Here is a 17,704-nt window from a genome sequence, read left to right on the forward strand (position 1 = left end):
GTCCCCTGGACGCGCGCGCACGACGGGCTCAGCCTCGGATCAGGCGCACCCTTCCGGCTGCGGGGCGGCCGTGGCGAACTTCAGCCCCGTTCCGGCGAAGTGCTTCTCAAGGAGGGTCTTGGCGGTGCCGTCGGAGTACATCTGCGTGATGGCGTTGTTGACCGCCTCGCAGGTCTCCTTGTCGCCCCTCCTGATGCCGACGCCGTACTTCTCGTCGGTGAACGGCGCGTTGATGACCTTGAACGCGCCCTTCTGCTGGTTGGCGAAGCCGGCCAGGATCAGGTCGTCGGTGCTGACCGCGTCGACCGCGCCGTTCTTGAGCTTGGCCGCGCAGTCGGAGTAGCTGGACGCCTCGACGAGGTTGACGCCCTTGATGGCGAGCTTCCCGTCCGGCGGGCCCTCGGTGATGCGGCGGAAGGAGTTCGACCCGGACGCCTTGCAGAGCTTCTTGCCCTTGAGGTCCTGCGGCTTCTTGATGGCGTTGTCGTTCGCGCGGACCATCGTGTCCTGGTGCGCGACGTAGTAGGGGCCGCCGAAGGTGACCTGGGCCTTGCGCGCCTGGGTGATGGAGTAGGTCGCGAAGACCAGGTCGACCTGGCCGCCTCCCAGGAACGACTCGCGGTTGGCGGACGTCGTCTCCTTGAACGTGATGCCGCTCTCCGGCACCCCCAGCCTTTGCGCCACGTACTTGGCGACGTCCACGTCGAAGCCGTCGTAGGAGCCGTCCGGCTTCTTCAGGCCCAGCGCGGGCTGGTCGAACTTGATGCCGATGGTCAGCTTCTTGTCGTCCTTCGCCTTCTGCGCGACCGACTTGGCCTCGGTCTTCTCCTTGTCACTGCCACAGGCGCCAAGCGCCAGTGACAGCGCCAGCCCCGCGCCGATCAGGGCGCCGATACGACGTGCTCGCACTGCTCGTCCACCTCTGCTTTCGTGCCGGAGCCCCGCGGCTCAGTGCGTGAGGATCTTGGAAAGGAAGTCCTTCGCGCGCTCGGTGCGCGCGTTGGTGAAGAACTCGTCGGGCGTGTTCTCCTCCACGATCTGACCGTCCGCCATGAACACGACCTTCTGCGCGGCCCGCCGCGCGAAGCCCATCTCGTGGGTGACCACGATCATCGTCATGCCGTCCCGGGCCAGCCCGGTCATCACGTCCAGGACCTCGTTGACCATCTCGGGGTCGAGTGCCGAGGTGGGCTCGTCGAACAGCATCACCTTGGGCTTCATGGCGAGGGAGCGCGCGATGGCGGCGCGCTGCTGCTGGCCGCCGGAGAGCTGCGCGGGATACTTCTGGGCCTGGTTGGCGATGCCGACCCGGTCCAGCAGCTCCATCGCGTGCTTCTCCGCCTCCTGCCTGCCCTGCTTGCGGACCTTGATGGGCCCGAGCGTGACGTTCTCCAGGATCGTCTTGTGGGCGAACAGGTTGAACGACTGGAACACCATGCCGACGTCCGCGCGGAGCCTCGCCAGCTCCTTGCCCTCCTGGGGCAGCTCCTTGCCGTCCACGCGGATGACGCCGCCGTCGATGGGCTCCAACCGGTTGATCGACCGGCAGAGGGTCGACTTGCCGCCACCGGACGGGCCGATGACGACCACGACCTCGCCGCGGTTCACGGTGAGGTTGATGTCCTTGAGGACGTGCAGCTCGCCGAAGTGCTTGTCGACGTGCTCGACCACGACGAGGGGCCCGGAGTCCGCGGCGGATCGCTCCGGGACGAGGTCATCCGGCCCGTCTCCCGCGGTGGGGTCGGGCGCGCCTTCGCTGCCTGTCATGCGCTCGGACTTTACGTCATCCGCGCCGGACGGCGAGCTTCCGAGCGGTACCGATACGATCACGAAAACCCATGTAGGCGAGGGGTTCGGAGCGCCTTCGGGCGCTGGCCGGAGGGGCCTTGGGCGCGGCGCGTCGGCCGTTTCGTGACCCGCCGGTAACCTGCTGGTGATCTTGGGTTCGGGACGCGCGGCGCGGACGTCGTGGCGGGGCCCGGGCGGCATGCGGACGGCATGCACTCGCGACCCGCGTGCGTGTCCGGCGGGGCGTGCCCGACGCGTACCCTTGGTGACTGTCATGAGTGCGCCTATCGAGATGGGCCCCCGCACGTACGAGATCCGTACCTACGGGTGCCAGATGAACGTCCACGACTCCGAGCGTCTGTCCGGCCTCCTGGAGTCGGCCGGGTACGTCCGCGCGGGCGACGCCGAACCCGACGTGGTGGTGTTCAACACCTGCGCCGTCCGGGAGAACGCCGACAACCGCCTCTACGGCAACCTCGGGCATCTGCGGCCGGTCAAGGACGGTCGTCCGGGCATGCAGATCGCCGTCGGCGGGTGCCTCGCGCAGAAGGACCGCGACACCATCGTCAAGCGCGCGCCATGGGTGGACGTCGTGTTCGGCACCCACAACATCGGCTCGCTGCCCACGCTGCTGGAGCGCTCGCGGGTGAACAGCGAGGCGCAGGTCGAGATCGAAGAGTCGCTGGTGACCTTCCCCTCGACGCTGCCCACCCGGCGCGAGTCGCCCTACGCGGCGTGGGTGTCCATATCGGTGGGCTGCAACAACACCTGCACTTTCTGCATCGTCCCGTCACTGCGCGGCAAGGAGAAGGACCGCCGCCCCGGGGAGATCCTCGCCGAGGTGGAGGCCCTGGTGGCCGAGGGCGTCCTGGAGATCACGCTGCTGGGGCAGAACGTCAACGCGTACGGCTCGGGCTTCGGCGCTCTCGCCGCAGCGCCCGGCGACGTCCAGGCGATGACGGCCGACGGGCAGTCCGCGTTCGCCGGGCTGCTGCGCGCGTGCGGCGACGTCGAGGGGCTGGAACGCGTCCGGTTCACCTCACCGCACCCCAAGGACTTCACCGACGACGTCATCGCCGCCATGGCCGAGACGCCGAACGTGATGCCGTCGCTGCACATGCCGTTGCAGTCCGGCTCGGACGCGGTGCTGCGGGCCATGCGCCGCTCCTACCGGCAGGAGCGCTACCTCGGCATCATCGACAAGGTGCGGGCGGCGATCCCGGACGCGGCGATCACCACCGACATCATCGTGGGCTTCCCCGGCGAGACCGAGGCGGACTTCGAGCAGACCCTGCACGTCGTGCGCGAGGCCCGTTTCTCCTCCGCGTTCACCTTCCAGTACTCCAAGCGTCCTGGAACCCCTGCGGCGACGATGGACGGGCAGCTGCCCAAGGAGGTCGTCCAGGAGCGGTACGAGCGGCTGGTCGCCCTCCAGGAGGAGATCTCCTGGGCGGAGAACAAGAAGCAGTCCGGCCGCACGCTGAGGGTCCTCGTGGCCGAGGGGGAGGGCCGCAAGGACGACGCGACCCGCCGCCTCTCGGGACGCGCGGCCGACAACCGGCTCGTGCACTTCCGGGCGCCGGAGGAGCCGGTGCGGCCGGGGGACATGGTCACCGTCGAGGTCACCTACGCGGCGCCGCACCACCTGGTCGCGGACAACCCCGTGCGGGGCGTCCGCCGGACGCGCGCGGGCGACGCGTGGGAGGCGCGCCAGGGCAAGGCGGACGACGGCCAGAAAGGCGTCTCGCTGGGAATGCCCTCGGTCGGGCGTCCGGCGTCGCCGGTTCCGGCCGCGCCGGGGTGCTCCACCCACTGACATGAGGCACGGTCGGCTGGATTCCGTCCCAGCGTCGGTCGTGCCCGGCTAGGCGAGGGCCGGGTTCGAAGAGGCCGGGATCGGTCTGGAGGAGGCAGCGTGCTTGTCTCGGCTGCGGTGTGCCCGCACCCGCCCGTCCTCGTGCCCGCCCTGGCGGGGGAGGCGGCGGGGGAGCTGGACGGGGTGCGCGCCGCGTGCGGCGAGGCCGTCCGGCGCCTCGGTGCCGGGTACGCCGACGTGACGGTCAGACCGCCGCGGCTGCGCGCGCCCGAGGTCGACGCCCTCGTGGTGGTCGGCGGGGCGGCCGAGACGCGCGCCTACGGTCCGTACGCGCTCGCGACGCTCCGTCCCTATGGTCTGGACTGGACGAGCCCCGCCGGGCCCGCAGAGGCCGCCACGGAGCCGCTGCCGCTGTCGCTCACGATCGGGCACTGGCTCCTGGAACGGGAGGGCGCGGGCGACGGAGCCCGCTATCAGGCGGTCGGGTTCGACACGCCGCCCGAGGAGTGCCTGGCCCTCGGACGCCGGCTCGCGGAGTCGGCCGAGCGGGTGGCGCTCCTGGTAATGGGCGACGCGTCGGCGTGCCGTTCGGAGAAGGCGCCCGGATACCTGGACGAGCGGGCCGCGTCCTACGACGGATCCGTCGCGAGCGCGCTCGCGAAGGCCGACGCCGAGGCGCTGGCCGCGCTGGACGCCGGGCTGTCCCGCGAGCTCCAGGCGGCCGGGCGCGCGGCGTGGCAGGTGCTCGCCGGCGCGGCGGGTGCCGGGCCGGGCCCCGGGGCGTCCGGCGCTCCGGGAACCGGGCATATGGCGGGGGACCTGCTCGCGGACGAGGCTCCCTATGGCGTGGGCTACCTCGTCGCGAGCTGGTCGAGCACCGGCTGGCCGGCCGCCTGACGGCCGCCGGGCGGTCGTCTAGGCGGGCCCGCCGCCCGGCGTGCCACCGCCCGGCGTGCCGCCGGACTGGCCGCCCTCCTGGCCGCGGTCGATGTAGTCCCCGGCCCTCTCCTGACCCTTGTCGATCTTGTCGGAGTACTTGCCGCCGGTCTTCCGGTCGATCATGTCCCCGCCCTTGTCGACGGCCTTCTTCGCCTGGTCGGAGTGCTGGCCGAGCATCTGCTTGACCTTGTCGACGATGGACATTCGCGAACCCCCGGATTCCCTCGTCTCGGCGGCGCCACGCGGTGGCGCGCGGCACCCGTACAACCCGCCTATACCCGTTCTGTTGCCACAATCAAGCCTGTGACCACTCCAGATGTGATCGCGGTCGTCGGGGCGACCGCCGCCGGCAAGTCCGACCTCGCCGTGGGCCTGGCCCTCGCCCTCGGCGGCGAGGCGGTCAACGCCGACTCGATGCAGCTGTACCGCGGCATGGACATCGGCACCGCCAAGCTGACCCCGGACGAGATGCGCGGCGTCCCCCACCACCTCCTGGACGTCTGGGACGTGACGGTGACCGCGAGCGTCGCCGAATACCAGCGGCTCTCCGAGGACGTCATCGCACGGCTGCGCGCAGGCGGCAAGCTGCCCGTGCTCGTCGGCGGCTCGGGGCTGTACGTGCGCGCCGCCCTCGACCACCTGGAGTTCCCCGGGACGGACCCTCGCGTGCGCGCGCGCTTGGAGGGCGAACTGGCCGAGGTGGGCGCGGGCGTCCTGCACGAGCGGCTGCGCCAGTCCGACCCTGCGGCGGCAGAGGCGATCCTGCCCAGCAACGGGCGACGCATCGTCCGCGCCCTGGAAGTCATCGAGATTTCCGGACGTCCGTTCAGCGCGACCTTGCCCGAACACCGGTACCGCTACGACTCGGTGACGCAGATAGGGCTGGCAGTGCCGCGCGACGAGCTGGACGAGCGGATCGCGCTCCGGGTGGAGCGCATGTGGGACGCGGGTCTCGTCGATGAGGTCCGCGGCCTGGAGCGGCAAGGCCTTCGGGACGGCCTGACCGCAGGCCGCGCGCTCGGGTACGCCCAAGTGCTCCAGTTCCTGGCAGGGGAGTGCACGGAGGAGGAGGCCAAGGCCGAGACCGTCCGGACGACGCGGCGCTTCGCCCGACGCCAGGAATCGTGGTTCCGCCGGGACCCGCGCGTCCACTGGCTGCCCTATGACGCCCCCGACCTCTTGGAGCGCGCCCTCCGCCTCGTCCGGTGAGGTCGGTGACGTAGCGCGGCGCGGGGATTACGGGCGGCGTAATACGATCGAGGGATGCGGTTCGTAAAGGGGCACGGCACCGAGAACGACTTCGTGATCCTGCCCGACCTGGACGGCGCCCTCGACCTCACCGCCGAGGCCGTCGTGCGGCTGTGCGACCGGCGCGCCGGGATCGGCGCCGACGGCGTCCTCCGCGTCGTCCGGACGAAGGCCACCGATCTGCCCGAGGACCTCGTCGGGGACGCCGAGTGGTTCATGGACTACCGCAATGCCGACGGCGGCATCGCCGAAATGTGCGGCAACGGCGCGCGCGTCTTCGCCCGCTACCTCGTGGACGCGGGGCTCGCCCCGCCCGGTGAGTGGAACCTCGCCACGCGCGGAGGGCTGCGACGCGTCACGCTGGGGGCATCCGGCGACGTGTCCGTGGACATGGGTCAGCCCAGGTTGCTCGGGTGGAGCGAGGCGTCCGTCGAGGGTGAGGTCTTCCAGGGGAAGCGCGTCTCCGTGGGGAACCCGCATCTGGTGTGCGCCGTGGACGGCCCGATCACGGGACTCGACCTGTCACGCGCCCCCGGTTTCGACCCGGGCGCCTTCCCGGAGGGCGTGAACGTCGAGTTCTTCCGCAGGGTCGGGGAACGGCACGTGGAGATGCGCGTATACGAGCGAGGCTCCGGAGAGACGCGTTCCTGCGGAACAGGGACCGTGGCGGTGGCCCTCGCCGCCGCGACCCCACCGGACGCCGCGTCCACGGAAAATTTCGCGCTGCCGCAGGGGGATTGGACCGTGGACGTACCGGGCGGGCGGGTGACCGTAACCCTGGGTCACGGGACGGCGGTCCTGAGCGGACCGGCCGTAATCGTCGCCGAGGGCGAGACCCGGCCGGGGTGGCTTTGACACCTCCCTGACCGACCCCTGACAAACCCAGCCCGACCAGCGGATTTTACTAGTCAATGAAGGTCCCGGATCGAACAGGACAACGGTCCCTCCGCACCGGGACCCATGCGGCATAATGTTCTTCATGCACACCCTCTGGTGAATGGCCCGTACGGACCGGGATGGGAGCCCCGACGCCGTACGGAGCCCGAGGGCCGGTGGCGACCTTCTTGGCGGGGGGCGGTCACCGGCCCTCCCACCGGGTGGCGGTCCGGTGAAGCCGGATCGCGGCCCTCCCGGCGGATTCCGGTGAGTGGCCAGGAACGAGAGTGCCTAGGAATGGGCCCCGTTCACAGGCAGCCGGGCGCGGACGATGGTTCCGCCCTTGGGCCCGGGCCCGACCGTGCACGACCCTCCGAGTTCGGCCGCACGTTCACGCATGGACGACATCCCCACGCCTGAACGCACGCGTGGCGGCAACCCCACCCCGTCGTCGTCCACGCTCACGTGCAGGTCGCCGTTCAGATACAGGCGAACCTCGGCGCAGTCGGCCTTCGCATGCCGGTGCACGTTGGTGAGGGCCTCCTGCACGATCCGGTAGGCCGCGACCTCCGCGGCGGCGGGAAGCCGGTCCAGTTCCCCCTCGACGTGGACCTCCACCTTGGGGCCGTCCCCGGTCGCGACGACACCGCCCAAGGCCTGGATGGCCCCCGCCAGGCCCAGGTCGTCCAGAGCCGGGGGACGGAGCCCGTACACGAGGTCGCGGATGTCGCCGATCGTGCGTCCCATCGTCGCGCGCAGGTTCTCCAGCAGCGCGTCGGCCGCCTCGGGGTCGGAACGCATCGTGATCCGCGCCGCGTCCACGGTCATGGCGAGGCTGGCCAGCGTGGGCCCGAGCCCGTCGTGCAGGTCGCGGCGCAGCCGGCGGCGCTCCTCCTCGCGCGTGCGCAGGATGCGCTCCCGGGAGCGCTGCACGTCGGCCGCCAGCCGCGCCGCGTTCGCCAGCTCGGCCAGGTTGCGCGCGAGGATGCCCGACAGCCGCGCGTCGGGGGGCCGCAGGACGCCGAACAGCAGCCGCCCGACCGGCTCGCCGTGCCACACCAGGGGGATGAGCTGGGGGCGGTCGCCGAGTTCGCCGTCCTCGGCGGAGATCGTGCGGCCGTCGCGGTCCAGCACCTCGATCATGACGCCGGTGGCGTGCAGGGCCGAGCGGGCGACCTCGGCGGCGACCGCGAGCGCCGCGCCCGGGTCGGCGGCGGTCTGGAGCCGCCGGTTCAGCCGGTCGGCGATCCGGTACGGGTCGCGCTCGCCGTGGATCAGGCTGTCCACCGTGCGCTGGAGCCGCCGCCGGACGGGCTCGAACACCGCCCCCGCCGCGATCGCGCCGACCAGCCCCGCGAGCGTGCCCCGGCCGTGCGCCAGCAGGCTCGCGGTCCCCACCAGCGCGAAGTACACGCCGGTGATCACCACGACGAGACCGGCGTAGACCAGCGTCCGGCTGACCACCAGGTCGATGTCGTACAGCCGGTAGCGGGTGATCGCGATCGCGATGCAGATCGGGACGGCGGCGATCGTGATGTTGCGGAGCGGGTCGCCGATCGGGCTGTTCTCGCCCACGTAGATGATCGCCTCGGCGAGCACGCCGGGGTAGACGACCCAGGCGATCTGCCGCCGCACGTCCGGTGGCGACCGGACGAACCGCGCGACCACCGACACCAGCCCGCCCACCAGCGTCGTGATGATGAACGCGCTGATCGGGACCGGGATCTCCTGGAACGGGTAGACCGAGACGCCGTTGTGGAAGCGCCGCGCCCCGGGGTCGACGGTGAGGTGCGCGCAGACGACGACGGGGACCAGGCAGGCCATCACCAGGATCGGCCGGAACCAGCGCGACACCAGCCGGCCGTCCGGGAAGATCAGCGGCAGCACGAGCGTGAGCGCGAACGTGTCGATCGCCCACAGCCACGTCCCGAGCCACTTGACGAAGCCGGCGCCCGCCCAGCCGTGCAGGTCCAGCCACGGGCCGAGGTTGAGCACGAGGATGTACACCGACGCGCTGACCCCGGACCCCAGCATGAGCCAGCCGACCCTCAGCCCGGGGCGGTGCCGCAGCAGGGTCGCGGCCGCGGGCGTCCAGAAGAGTCCGATCACGATCTCGGGATGCCACCAGACGAGGCGCCGGTCGGCGGGAAGCCACGTGCCGAGCATCAGCGACGCGGTGACGAGCAGGACCGCCGCCAGGGCGAGCAGGAACGCCGCGCGTCCCGCCCCGCGGTCGTGTTCCACCGTCTGCATCGCCGCTCCCGAAACAAAAGTAATGAAATGTTAAAACGTCCTGCTTCCTGTCCTGGGGTCATAGGGGCGTCCGCCTCAGGACACCGGGACCCCGCGCTGCCGACACTGTCTTCGTCGCGGCACGCGCGCGCGTGTCGCGATGGTAACTGCGGAAACCGGATAAGGACACCGAACGCGCAGGTCAGGGACGATGGGTGCGAAACCGCCCGACGTCGCGAACAGCCGGTCCGTCCGGTGCCCGGCCGAGCGACGCGGGCGGCGCCTCCCGAGCTCATACAGGGGCGGGTTCGGAGCACCGCCGGCGCCGGCCGGGCACGGTGAGACCCGCGTCACTACGGACACGGCGACGGTCATGGGCACACCCCTACGGCGAACGGACGCACTTCAGCCGTATGACGCCCATGTACGCCGTGCCGAGCACAACGGTACTTATTTCAATCTCAGCCCAGTGCGCTCGTCCGGCGGCTCGCCCCCTTGGCGGGCGCGGAATCGCTTCGCGATCTTCCCGGTGGGGCCTCGCCTCCGGCGTCGACCCCATTGGTCAACTACGCGCCCGCGCAATGGGTGGGGTCGCTGTGTCGCACGGCTAGGCGAGGAGGGTCAGGGTGCTGTCGCGGGAGAGCGACTTGATGCCGCTTCGCAGTACTTCCGGAGAGATGTCCCCCATGACGAGCCGTTGCAGGACGAACCCCGGCATGAGACCGAAGAGCGTCTGCGCGACGGCGGCCACGTCGGTGTCCTTGGGGAGGAGTCCGGCGTCCACGAGGCGGCCCGCGTAGAACATCCAGGTCTCCCGCATCATCACGATCGTCTCCCGGATGTAGCGGCCGAGCTGTTCGTCATGCATGGCCAGGCCCCACGCCTGGGGGGCGAGGCGTAGCGGGCCGTTCTCTCCGGAGAGCGAGACGACCTTGGTGGCGAGTTCCTCCACCATGACGTCCAGGGGGAGCAGCGGGTCGCGGCGGGCGAGGTCGGCGAAGAACGTGAGCAGGTCGCCGACCACGGTGGACGCGACGGCCTCGATGATGTCGCTCTTGCTCTTGAAGTAGCGGTAGACGGCCCCGGCCGACAGGCCCGACTCGGCGAAGACGTCCTGCATGGACGTCTCGTGGATGCCCTTGCGGATGAAACAGGCGCGGGCCGCGTCGAGGATCTGCTGCCTGCGCCGCTCCAGATGCTCTTCGCTGACTCGCGGCATGGCAGCAATATAAAACGAACGTCCGTTCTTGACAAGGCCGGAACGCCGGTGCGACGCTGGGCGCGATAAAAGAGAACGGACATCCGATTTATTGGAGGGGACCATGCGTTCGTCGCTCCCCGTGCGCGTCCTCGGCGTGGCCGTGGGCGCAGCCCTGCTGCAACTGCTCATGATCACCGCGTTCGCCTGGCCGTCGGCCCGCCTGGGGCCGCGCGATGTGCCGATCGTCGTGACCGGCCCGCAGGCGTCCGCCGTCGCCGAGCGCCTGGAGCAGGAGCGGCCCGGCGCGTTCGCCGTCGAGACGCGCCGGGATGAGGCCGCAGCGCGCGCCGCGCTCGCCGACCGCGAGGCGTACGGCGCCATCGTCACGACGCCGTCCGGCCCCCGCGTCCTCACCGCGTCGGCGGCGTCGCCGATGGTCGCGCAGCAACTTGGCGCCCTTTCCGAGAAGCTGGCGCCCGCGCGAGGCGCGCCCGCGCAGGAGCGGGTTGTTCAGGACGTGGTCGCGGCGGACCCCGACGATCCGCGCGGCGCCGGGTTCGGCGCCCTCGCGCTGCCGCTGATCATCTCCGGTCTGGCCGCGGCCGTGCTGCTCACGTTCGCGATCCGGGCGGTGGCGTGGCGGGCCGCCGGGCTGGTGCTCTTCGCGGTGCTCGGCGGGTTCGGCGTCGCCGCCGTCGCGCAGAGCTGGCTGTCGCTGCTGCCCGGCTCCTATTTGACGCTCGCCGGGGTGCTGGCACTGGCCATCCTCGCCGTGGCGGGCACCGTCGCCGGGCTGGCCGCCGTCTTCGGACGCGCGGGCATCGGCGTCGGCGGGCTGCTCCTGATGTTCTTCGGCAACCCGCTGTCGGCCGCGACGTCGGCGCCGGAGCTGCTGCCGCAGCCGTGGGGCGAGGTCGGCCAGTTCCTTCCGCCCGGTGCCGCGGTGACGCTGCTCAGGTCCACCTCGTTCTTCGACGGCGCGGGGTCGGCCCGCGCGCTGGCCGTTCTGGCGGCGTGGGCGGCCGCCGGGCTGGCGCTGCTGGCGGTCGGCGCGCTCCGGCGCCGCAACGAGGAACATCCCGTACCTGAGCGGACGCCCGTTTTGGCCTGATTCATTCCCTTGGATCTGTGCGGCTCGGTCTGACTTATGGACCGGGCCGCCACGATTCAGTGGCGGCCAAGTCGTACCCGGAATGGGAGTGCCCCGGCGTTTCTCCGCGCGGCGCGTGAGTGATCAGTAGCATTCTGTGACTGCTGCACGCGCCGGGAGGGGTGACATGGCGGCGTTCCTGCTACGCCGGCTGGCGAACTACGCCGTGCTGGTCGTTCTCGCCGCGAGCCTCGCGTACCTGCTCGCCGCCGCCGCGCTCACGCCGCGCGCCAACTACGAGGGCCGCGCGCCCCGTCCGCCCGAGGCCGTCGTCGACGCGCAGCTCACCCGGTTCAACCTCAACGACCGGACGCCCTTGGCCGAGCGCTACGGAACCTGGGTCGCGGGCCTGGCGCGGGGCGACTTCGGCCGGACGTGGCAGGGCGAGCCCGTCAACGCCGAACTGTGGCGCCGCCTCGGCGTCAGCCTCAGGCTGCTCGTGCTGGGGGCGGTGCTGGGCAGTGCCCTGGGCGTCCTGGCGGGCGCCTACGCGGCGGTGCGGCGCGGGCGGACGGCGGACCTGTTCATCACGTTCCTCTCCTACCTCGTCCTGGCCGTCCCCGTGTTCGTGCTCGCGGTCCTCCTGCAAATCGTCGCGAGCAGGACGAACGAGGCGACGGGCCTGCGCGTCTTCGAGTGGGTCGGGGAGACCACGCCCGGCGCCTCGGACGGGCCCTTCGGAGCCCTGGGCGGCCTGGGCGACCGCGTCCGTCACCTGCTGCTGCCCACCGCCACCATCGCCCTCGCCCAGTTCGCCCTCTACAGCCGCTACCAGCGGAGCATGATGCTAGACGTCCTCCAGGCCGATTTCGTCCGCACCGCCAGGGCGAAGGGGCTGCGCCGGAGGGACGCCCTCCTACGGCACGGTCTCCGCACGGCGCTGATCCCCATGACCACCTACTTCGCCTACACCTCCAGCCTCCTGGTGCTCGGCGGCATGTTCACCGAAAAGCTCTTCGGCTGGCACGGGGTGGGGGAGTGGCTGATCGACTCGGTGAGCCGGGGCGACGTCAACGCGGTCGCGGCCGTCAACTGCGTGGCCGCCGTGGCGGTGCTGCTGGCCGGGCTCGCCTCGGACGTCATGTACGGCATCCTCGACCCCCGCGTCCGGACGGGAGCCGTCGCGTGACGCCGGATCGCGCGGGCCGCCTGGCGCGGTGCCTGGCGGGGAACCGGCGCGCCCTCTGCGGATGCGTCCTGTTGCTCCTGTTGCTCCTGCTGTCCTTCACCGGCCCGCTGGTGTCGCCCTGGGGCTGGGACGAGACGGACTTCACCGCGTTCCGGCAGGGGCCCTCCGCCCGGCACTGGTTCGGGACGACGCCCAGCGGACGCGACGTGTTCGCGCTCACCCTGCACGGCGCGCAGAAGTCCCTGCTCATCGGGGTCTCCGTCGCCGTGATCTCGACCGGGCTCGCCGCGCTGTTCGGGACCGTCGCGGGGTTCGTCGGCGGCTGGACCGACCGCGTCCTGATGTGGGGCGTCGACCTGCTGCTGGTGCTGCCCTCCCTCCTCGTCCTGGCGGTGCTGTCGCCGCGCCTGGGCGGGCACTGGCTCCTGCTGGTGCCGTTGCTGGCCGCGTTCCTCTGGATGGTCACCGCGCGGGCGGTGCGCGCGATGACGCTGTCGGTGCGGGAGCGGGAGTCGGTGCTCGCGGCCCGGTTCCTCGGCGCGGGCACGCCGCGGGTGATCGTCCGGCACATCGTGCCGCAGCTCGCGTCGCTGCTGGTCGTGGACGCGAGCGTGAACGTCAGCGTCGCGATCATCGCCGAGAGCGCGCTGTCGTTCCTCGGAATCGGCGTCCGGGCGCCGGACGTCTCGCTCGGCACCCTCATCGCCGACGGACGCGGCGCCGCGACCACGTACCCGTGGCCGTTCGGGTGCGCGGCCGGGCTGCTCGTCTTGATCGTCCTCGCGGTGAACCTGCTGGGGGACGGCCTGCGCGACGCCCTCGACCCGTTGTCGCCGTCCGGGGGAGGCGGGCGGTGAACGTCCTAGAGGTGACCGATCTCCGGGTGGGGTTCGCGCCGGACGTCCAGGCCCTGCGCGGGGTCGGCCTCAGCGTCGGGCAGGGGGAAGTACTGGGAATCGTCGGGGAGTCGGGTTCCGGCAAGACGGTGCTGGCCCTCGCCATGATGGGCCTGCTTCCGGAGGGGGCGCGGACGTCCGGATCGGTGCGGTTGCGCGGCGTGGAGCTGCTGGGGCGGTCGGACCGGGAGCTGTCCAAGGTGCGCGGCAGGGATCTGGCCATGGTGTTCCAGGACCCGCTGTCGGCGCTCACCCCCGTGTATCCGGTGGGCGACCAGATCGCGGAAACCATCCGCATCCACTCGGGCGCGACGCGTTCGGCGGCGCGCGCGCGGGCCGCCGAGCTGCTCGACCTGGTCGGCATCCCCGGCGCGGCACGGCGGGCGCGCGCGTACCCGCACGAGTTCTCCGGCGGCATGCGGCAGCGGGTGATGATCGCGATGGCGATCGCCAACGACCCCGTCGCGATCGTGGCGGACGAGCCGACCACCGCGCTCGACGTCACTATCCAGGCGCAGGTCCTGGACGTGCTGCGGGTCGCGAAGGAGGCCACCGGCGCCGCGATCGTCCTGATCACCCACGACCTCGCCGTCGTCGCCGGGTTCGCCGACCGCGTCATGGTGATGTACGCGGGACGCGCCGTGGAGTCGGGCCCGGTGGACGAGATCTACCGGCGCCCGCGCATGCCGTACACGATCGGGCTGCTCCAGTCGCTCCCGCGCGTGGACGGCCCGGCGGGGGAGGGTGCGGCACGGGGCCGCCGGGCGCCCATCGAGGGGTCGGCGCCCATCGAGGGGCAGCCGTCCGGAGCGGCGCTCCCGTCCGAACCGTCGCCGCCGCCCGCCCGGTGCCCGTTCCTGCCGCGCTGCCCGGTCGCGGTCGACGGGTGCGCCGCCGCCGAGCCCGAGCCGATCCTGGTCGGGCCGGGTGGGCACGTCGCCGCGTGCGCGAACACCTCCGCGACCGCCGACCCGGCGGCGGTGTTCCCGGTGCTGGACGTCCCGGTCCCGCCGCCGGCGCGCAGACCCCGACGGGAGCGCCCCATCGTCCTTGAGGTGGCCGATCTCGTCCGGCACCACCCTGTGTACCGGGGCGCGCTGCTGCGGCGCCGAGCGGGCAGCGTGCACGCCGTCGACGGTGTCGGGTTCGACGTCCGGGAGGGCGAGACGCTCGCCCTCGTCGGCGAGTCGGGGTGCGGCAAGACCACGGCGCTGATGGAGATCCTGCGGCTGGACCGGCCGCAGCGGGGGCGCGTCGCGATCCTCGGCGAGGACACGGCCGCGCTGTCCGCCGCGCGGCGCAAGGCGCTGCGCCGCGACGTCCAGGTCGTCTTCCAGGACCCGTTCACATCGTTGGATCCGCGCATGCGCGTCGCCGAGATCCTGGCCGAGCCCCTGATCACGCACGGCCTTCCGGTCGGGGGCCGCGTGGAGGAACTGCTGGACCTCGTGGGCTTGGAGCCCGCCCACGCGAGCCGCTACCCGCACGGGCTGTCGGGCGGGCAGCGGCAGCGCGTGGGCATCGCGCGGGCGCTCGCCCTGGAACCGCGCCTGCTCCTGCTGGACGAGCCCGTCGCCTCCCTGGACGTCTCCGTCCAGGCCGGGGTGATGGACCTGCTGGAAGAACTCCGCGCCCGGCTCGGCCTCGCCTATTTGTTCGTCGCCCACGACCTTGCAGTGGTCCGGCGCATCGCCGACCGGGTCGCCGTCATGCATCTGGGACGCATCGTGGAGATCGGTTCCGTCGACGAGGTGTACGGGGCGCCCGCGCATCCGTATACGCGCGCGCTCCTGGACGCCGTACCGCTACCCGACCCCTTCCTGGAGCGGCGCCGCCGACGCGTCCCGCTGCAAGGGGAGGCGCCGGATCCGATCGACCCGCCTCCAGGCTGCCGGTTCCGTTCGCGCTGCCCCCGCTATGCGGCGCTCACGGCGGTGGAGAGCCGCCAGTGCGACGAACACGACCCCGGCCCCCGCGCGGTGGGCCACGACGCCGACCGTGAGGTGGCGTGCCATCATCCGCTCGTCGGCGCGAGGGTCGAGCGATGAGGGCCCCCGGACGGACGCCCGCGCTTGCCGCCGCGGTGCTTCTGCTGGCCGCGTCCCTGCTGGCCGGTGGATGCGGGACGGCGGGCGAGGGCGCGAGGGCGGCGTCCGGGCGGCTCCCCGCGTCCGACGTGAACCCCATGCCGCGCGACCGCGTCCGGAACGGCGGGACGTTGCGCTGGCCCCTGCCCGAATTCCCGTCCCAATGGAACTTCCATCACGTCAACGGGACGCGGGGTGTCGTCGAGCACGTCATTCAGGGCGCGCTGCCCTATCTCATGCGCGCCGACGAGAGGGCCGTGCCGCGTCCCGTCCCGGCGTATCTGCAATCGGCGACGCTGGAACGCACCGAGCACGGCCAGACCGTCACCTACGTGCTCAACCCCAAAGCGAAATGGTCGGACGGCGCTCCCATCGGCTACGGCGATTTCGTCGCACAGGCGCACGCGCTCTCCGGGCGGGACCCGCGTTTCCAGATGTCGACCGTCACCGGCTACAGGCAGATCAGCCGCATCCAGCGCGGCCCGCAGAGCAACGTCGTCATCGTCACCTTCGACGGAAAGTACGCGGACTGGCGGAGCCTGTTCAGTCCGCTCTATCCGGCGGCCGCCTATTCCAGCCCCGCCGCGTTCAACACCGGGTGGCTCGACCGGCTGCCCGTCACGGCGGGCCCCTTCAAGCTCCAGGGAATCGACCAGACCGCCAAGACCGTCACCATGGTGCGCGACCCTTCCTGGTGGGGCGCGCCCGCGAAACTCGACCGGATCGTCTACCGCACCATCGACGGGAGCGCGATGCCGGGCGCGTTCGCCAACGACGAGATCGACCTGATGGACGTCGGGCTGGACGCGGGCGCCCTGCGCCGGGCCGAGCAGGTTCCGGGCGCCGCCGTGCGCCGCGCGGGCGGCCCCGACTGGAGGCATTTCACCTTCAACGCCGCCGGGCCGATCCTCTCCGATCCGAATGTGCGCCGGGCGGTGATGCTGGGCATCGACCGGCGCGCCATCGCCCGCTCCGACCTGTCCGGGCTGGGCGTCCCGCTCCAGACGCTCGGAAACCATTTCTACGTCAACACCCAGGACGGCTACCAGGACAACTCCGGTGAACTCGGCGGCTACGACCCCGCGCGCGCCGGGCGGCTTCTCGACCAGGCGGGCTGGAGGTCCCACGGCAAGTACCGCGCCAAGGGAGGCCGGTTGTTGGCACTGCGTTTCGTGGTCCCGTCCGGGGTGCCGGGCGGGAAGCAGGAAGGGGAACTGACGCGCGCGCTGCTCGAACGCGTGGGCGTCCGGGTGGACATCCGGATCGTCCCCGACGACGACATCTTCGACCGGTACGTGACGCCGGGGGCCTTCGACATCGTGCCGTTCTCCTGGCTCGGGACGTCCTTTCCCGTGTCGCCCATGAAATCGGTGTTCGCGCGCCCGCGTGACGACCGCATCCAGCAGAACTACTCGCGCGCGGGGACGGCGGCCATCGACGCCGCCCTGGACCGCGCGACGGCCGAGGTCGACCCGGCGAAGGCGCCCGCCCTGGTGAACGCGGCCGATCGGCTGATCTGGCGCGAGGCGTACGTCCTGCCGCTCTACCAGCGCCCGCAGATCGTCGCCGCGCGCGCCGACCTCGCCAATCTGGGCGCCGGTGGATTCGCCGAACCCGCCTACGAGGACATCGGATTCACTGGCAGATAACAGGGGGTGGGACGGTCAGGGGAAGGCGAGCCCGATGCCCTTGCGGTCGCTCGTGAAGCGGGCGTTCCACACGTAGAGCCGGAGGTCGCCCGAGGACGCGCCGTCCTCGACGGGGAGGTCGGAGGCGATCCGCACGATGTAGGAGGCGCCCGCCGGGATCATCGTGTCGCCCCCGTCCTCGACCGGCGGCCCGGCGCCGTCGATACGCCCGGTGACCTTGCTGTGGTTGGGGAGCGTGCACATGTCGTCCGGAATCCCCGCCTGCGGCATGCACCGTTCCTGCGCGGACGCGGGAACCCGGTCCTTCGGCATGAACAGGTCTGCGGGAAAGTCCAGCAGGACGGGGCGCCGCTGGGTGTTGGTGAGGACGTAGTCGGCGTAGGCGTAGGTCGTCCCGGAGGGCGGGGCCTGGGTGGCGCCCAGCGGCTGCCGGTCCGTCCCCGCCCTGATGGCGGCGAGACTGTAGCCGTACCCCTCCGGAGTGGTGACGTTCAGCGGGGCACCGGCCTTGGGCGCGGGCACCGAGGCGATCTGGACGCCCACACCGCCCTCACTGGCGAGTGACGGTTCGGTGGCCGGGCCGCCAGAGCCCGAGTCCGGCCGGAGAAGGACGATCCCCGCGGCGATGGCGGCGATGCCCACGGCTCCCGCGACGGCCCCGGCGAGGCCGAGCCGCCCGGCGCTCGCGCGCTT

15 protein-coding genes are annotated in these 17,704 nt (G+C 71.9%); 9 read left to right on the plus strand and 6 right to left on the minus strand.

Annotation, left to right across the window (positions count from 1 at the left end; translation table 11 throughout):
- Positions 1-39: 39 nt before the first annotated feature.
- Both K2F47_RS05515 and K2F47_RS05520 read right to left on the minus strand, forming a co-directional pair.
- The gene (locus tag K2F47_RS05515; RefSeq protein ID WP_242901628.1) at positions 40-909 is read right to left on the minus strand and encodes a glutamate ABC transporter substrate-binding protein; all 870 of its coding nucleotides are present in this window, start codon (positions 907-909) and stop codon (positions 40-42) included.
- Between the two features lie 39 nt (positions 910-948).
- Positions 949-1,671 (minus strand): amino acid ABC transporter ATP-binding protein, encoded by a 723-nt coding sequence (locus tag K2F47_RS05520; RefSeq protein WP_242902581.1) that lies wholly within the window; start codon positions 1,669-1,671, stop codon positions 949-951.
- Between the two features lie 391 nt (positions 1,672-2,062).
- On the opposite strand from K2F47_RS05520, the gene miaB reads away from it, so the two are divergent.
- Together miaB and K2F47_RS05530 are read left to right on the plus strand one after the other, a co-directional pair.
- The gene (gene miaB, locus K2F47_RS05525) at positions 2,063-3,604 is read left to right on the plus strand and encodes a tRNA (N6-isopentenyl adenosine(37)-C2)-methylthiotransferase MiaB (RefSeq protein ID WP_242901629.1); all 1,542 of its coding nucleotides are present in this window, start codon (positions 2,063-2,065) and stop codon (positions 3,602-3,604) included.
- Positions 3,605-3,703: 99 nt separating this feature from the next.
- Positions 3,704-4,501: a class III extradiol ring-cleavage dioxygenase family protein gene (locus K2F47_RS05530; protein WP_242901630.1), complete on the plus strand. Its 798-nt coding sequence runs from the start codon at positions 3,704-3,706 to the stop codon at positions 4,499-4,501.
- A gap of 18 nt (positions 4,502-4,519) precedes the next feature.
- Here K2F47_RS05530 and K2F47_RS40475 read toward each other — a convergent pair whose 3' ends face one another.
- Positions 4,520-4,747 (minus strand): antitoxin, encoded by a 228-nt coding sequence (locus K2F47_RS40475; protein ID WP_272496444.1) that lies wholly within the window; start codon positions 4,745-4,747, stop codon positions 4,520-4,522.
- Between the two features lie 114 nt (positions 4,748-4,861).
- Between K2F47_RS40475 and miaA the strand changes: the two genes are divergently transcribed.
- A complete protein-coding gene (gene miaA / locus K2F47_RS05540) occupies positions 4,862-5,752 on the plus strand; it encodes a tRNA (adenosine(37)-N6)-dimethylallyltransferase MiaA (protein ID WP_242902582.1) in 891 nt (296 codons plus the stop codon).
- A 54-nt stretch (positions 5,753-5,806) separates the two neighbouring features.
- Positions 5,807-6,646, plus strand: coding sequence for a diaminopimelate epimerase (dapF, locus tag K2F47_RS05545; RefSeq protein ID WP_242901631.1), 840 nt, complete (start codon positions 5,807-5,809; stop codon positions 6,644-6,646).
- Positions 6,647-6,958: 312 nt separating this feature from the next.
- Here dapF and K2F47_RS05550 read toward each other — a convergent pair whose 3' ends face one another.
- A complete protein-coding gene (locus K2F47_RS05550; RefSeq protein ID WP_242901632.1) occupies positions 6,959-8,920 on the minus strand; it encodes a sensor histidine kinase in 1,962 nt (653 codons plus the stop codon).
- 586 nt (positions 8,921-9,506) lie between these two features.
- Positions 9,507-10,118, minus strand: coding sequence for a TetR/AcrR family transcriptional regulator (locus tag K2F47_RS05555; RefSeq protein ID WP_242901633.1), 612 nt, complete (start codon positions 10,116-10,118; stop codon positions 9,507-9,509).
- A 103-nt stretch (positions 10,119-10,221) separates the two neighbouring features.
- Here K2F47_RS05555 and K2F47_RS05560 point away from each other — a divergent pair, with 103 nt between their 5' ends.
- The 5 genes from K2F47_RS05560 to K2F47_RS05580 all read left to right on the plus strand — a co-directional run bounded on the left by K2F47_RS05560 (position 10,222) and on the right by K2F47_RS05580 (position 17,011).
- On the plus strand, positions 10,222-11,211 hold the full coding sequence (locus K2F47_RS05560; RefSeq protein WP_242901634.1) for a hypothetical protein: 990 nt from the start codon (positions 10,222-10,224) through the stop codon (positions 11,209-11,211).
- 166 nt (positions 11,212-11,377) lie between these two features.
- Positions 11,378-12,379, plus strand: coding sequence for an ABC transporter permease (locus K2F47_RS05565; protein ID WP_242901635.1), 1,002 nt, complete (start codon positions 11,378-11,380; stop codon positions 12,377-12,379).
- The gene (locus tag K2F47_RS05570) at positions 12,376-13,236 is read left to right on the plus strand and encodes an ABC transporter permease (protein ID WP_242901636.1); all 861 of its coding nucleotides are present in this window, start codon (positions 12,376-12,378) and stop codon (positions 13,234-13,236) included. The genes K2F47_RS05565 and K2F47_RS05570 overlap by 4 nt, the downstream gene beginning before the upstream one ends.
- The gene (locus K2F47_RS05575; RefSeq protein WP_242901637.1) at positions 13,233-15,323 is read left to right on the plus strand and encodes a dipeptide ABC transporter ATP-binding protein; all 2,091 of its coding nucleotides are present in this window, start codon (positions 13,233-13,235) and stop codon (positions 15,321-15,323) included. Before K2F47_RS05570 ends, K2F47_RS05575 begins: the two co-directional genes overlap by 4 nt.
- Positions 15,320-17,011, plus strand: a complete 1,692-nt coding sequence (locus K2F47_RS05580) for an ABC transporter family substrate-binding protein (RefSeq protein ID WP_242901638.1) — start codon at positions 15,320-15,322, stop codon at positions 17,009-17,011. The genes K2F47_RS05575 and K2F47_RS05580 overlap by 4 nt, the downstream gene beginning before the upstream one ends.
- 15 nt (positions 17,012-17,026) lie before the next feature.
- On the opposite strand, the gene K2F47_RS05585 is transcribed toward K2F47_RS05580, so the two are convergent.
- Positions 17,027-17,554, minus strand: a complete 528-nt coding sequence (locus K2F47_RS05585) for a hypothetical protein (protein WP_242901639.1) — start codon at positions 17,552-17,554, stop codon at positions 17,027-17,029.
- Positions 17,555-17,704: the final 150 nt, after the last annotated feature.

This window comes from Actinomadura terrae (assembly GCF_022751215.1).
Taxonomy (GTDB): Bacteria; Actinomycetota; Actinomycetes; order Streptosporangiales; family Streptosporangiaceae; genus Spirillospora; species Spirillospora terrae.

Bases quoted from the DNA above. Each gene is read 5' to 3' on its own strand.
- miaB (WP_242901629.1), top strand. From the start codon at position 2,063: ATGAGTGCGCCTATCGAGATGGGCCCCCGCACGTACGAGATCCGTACC.
- K2F47_RS40475 (WP_272496444.1), bottom strand. From the start codon at position 4,747: ATGTCCATCGTCGACAAGGTCAAGCAGATGCTCGGCCAGCACTCCGAC.
- dapF (WP_242901631.1), top strand. From the start codon at position 5,807: ATGCGGTTCGTAAAGGGGCACGGCACCGAGAACGACTTCGTGATCCTG.
- K2F47_RS05550 (WP_242901632.1), bottom strand. From the start codon at position 8,920: ATGCAGACGGTGGAACACGACCGCGGGGCGGGACGCGCGGCGTTCCTG.
- K2F47_RS05555 (WP_242901633.1), bottom strand. From the start codon at position 10,118: ATGCCGCGAGTCAGCGAAGAGCATCTGGAGCGGCGCAGGCAGCAGATC.
- K2F47_RS05560 (WP_242901634.1), top strand. From the start codon at position 10,222: ATGCGTTCGTCGCTCCCCGTGCGCGTCCTCGGCGTGGCCGTGGGCGCA.
- K2F47_RS05565 (WP_242901635.1), top strand. From the start codon at position 11,378: ATGGCGGCGTTCCTGCTACGCCGGCTGGCGAACTACGCCGTGCTGGTC.
- K2F47_RS05580 (WP_242901638.1), top strand. From the start codon at position 15,320: ATGAGGGCCCCCGGACGGACGCCCGCGCTTGCCGCCGCGGTGCTTCTG.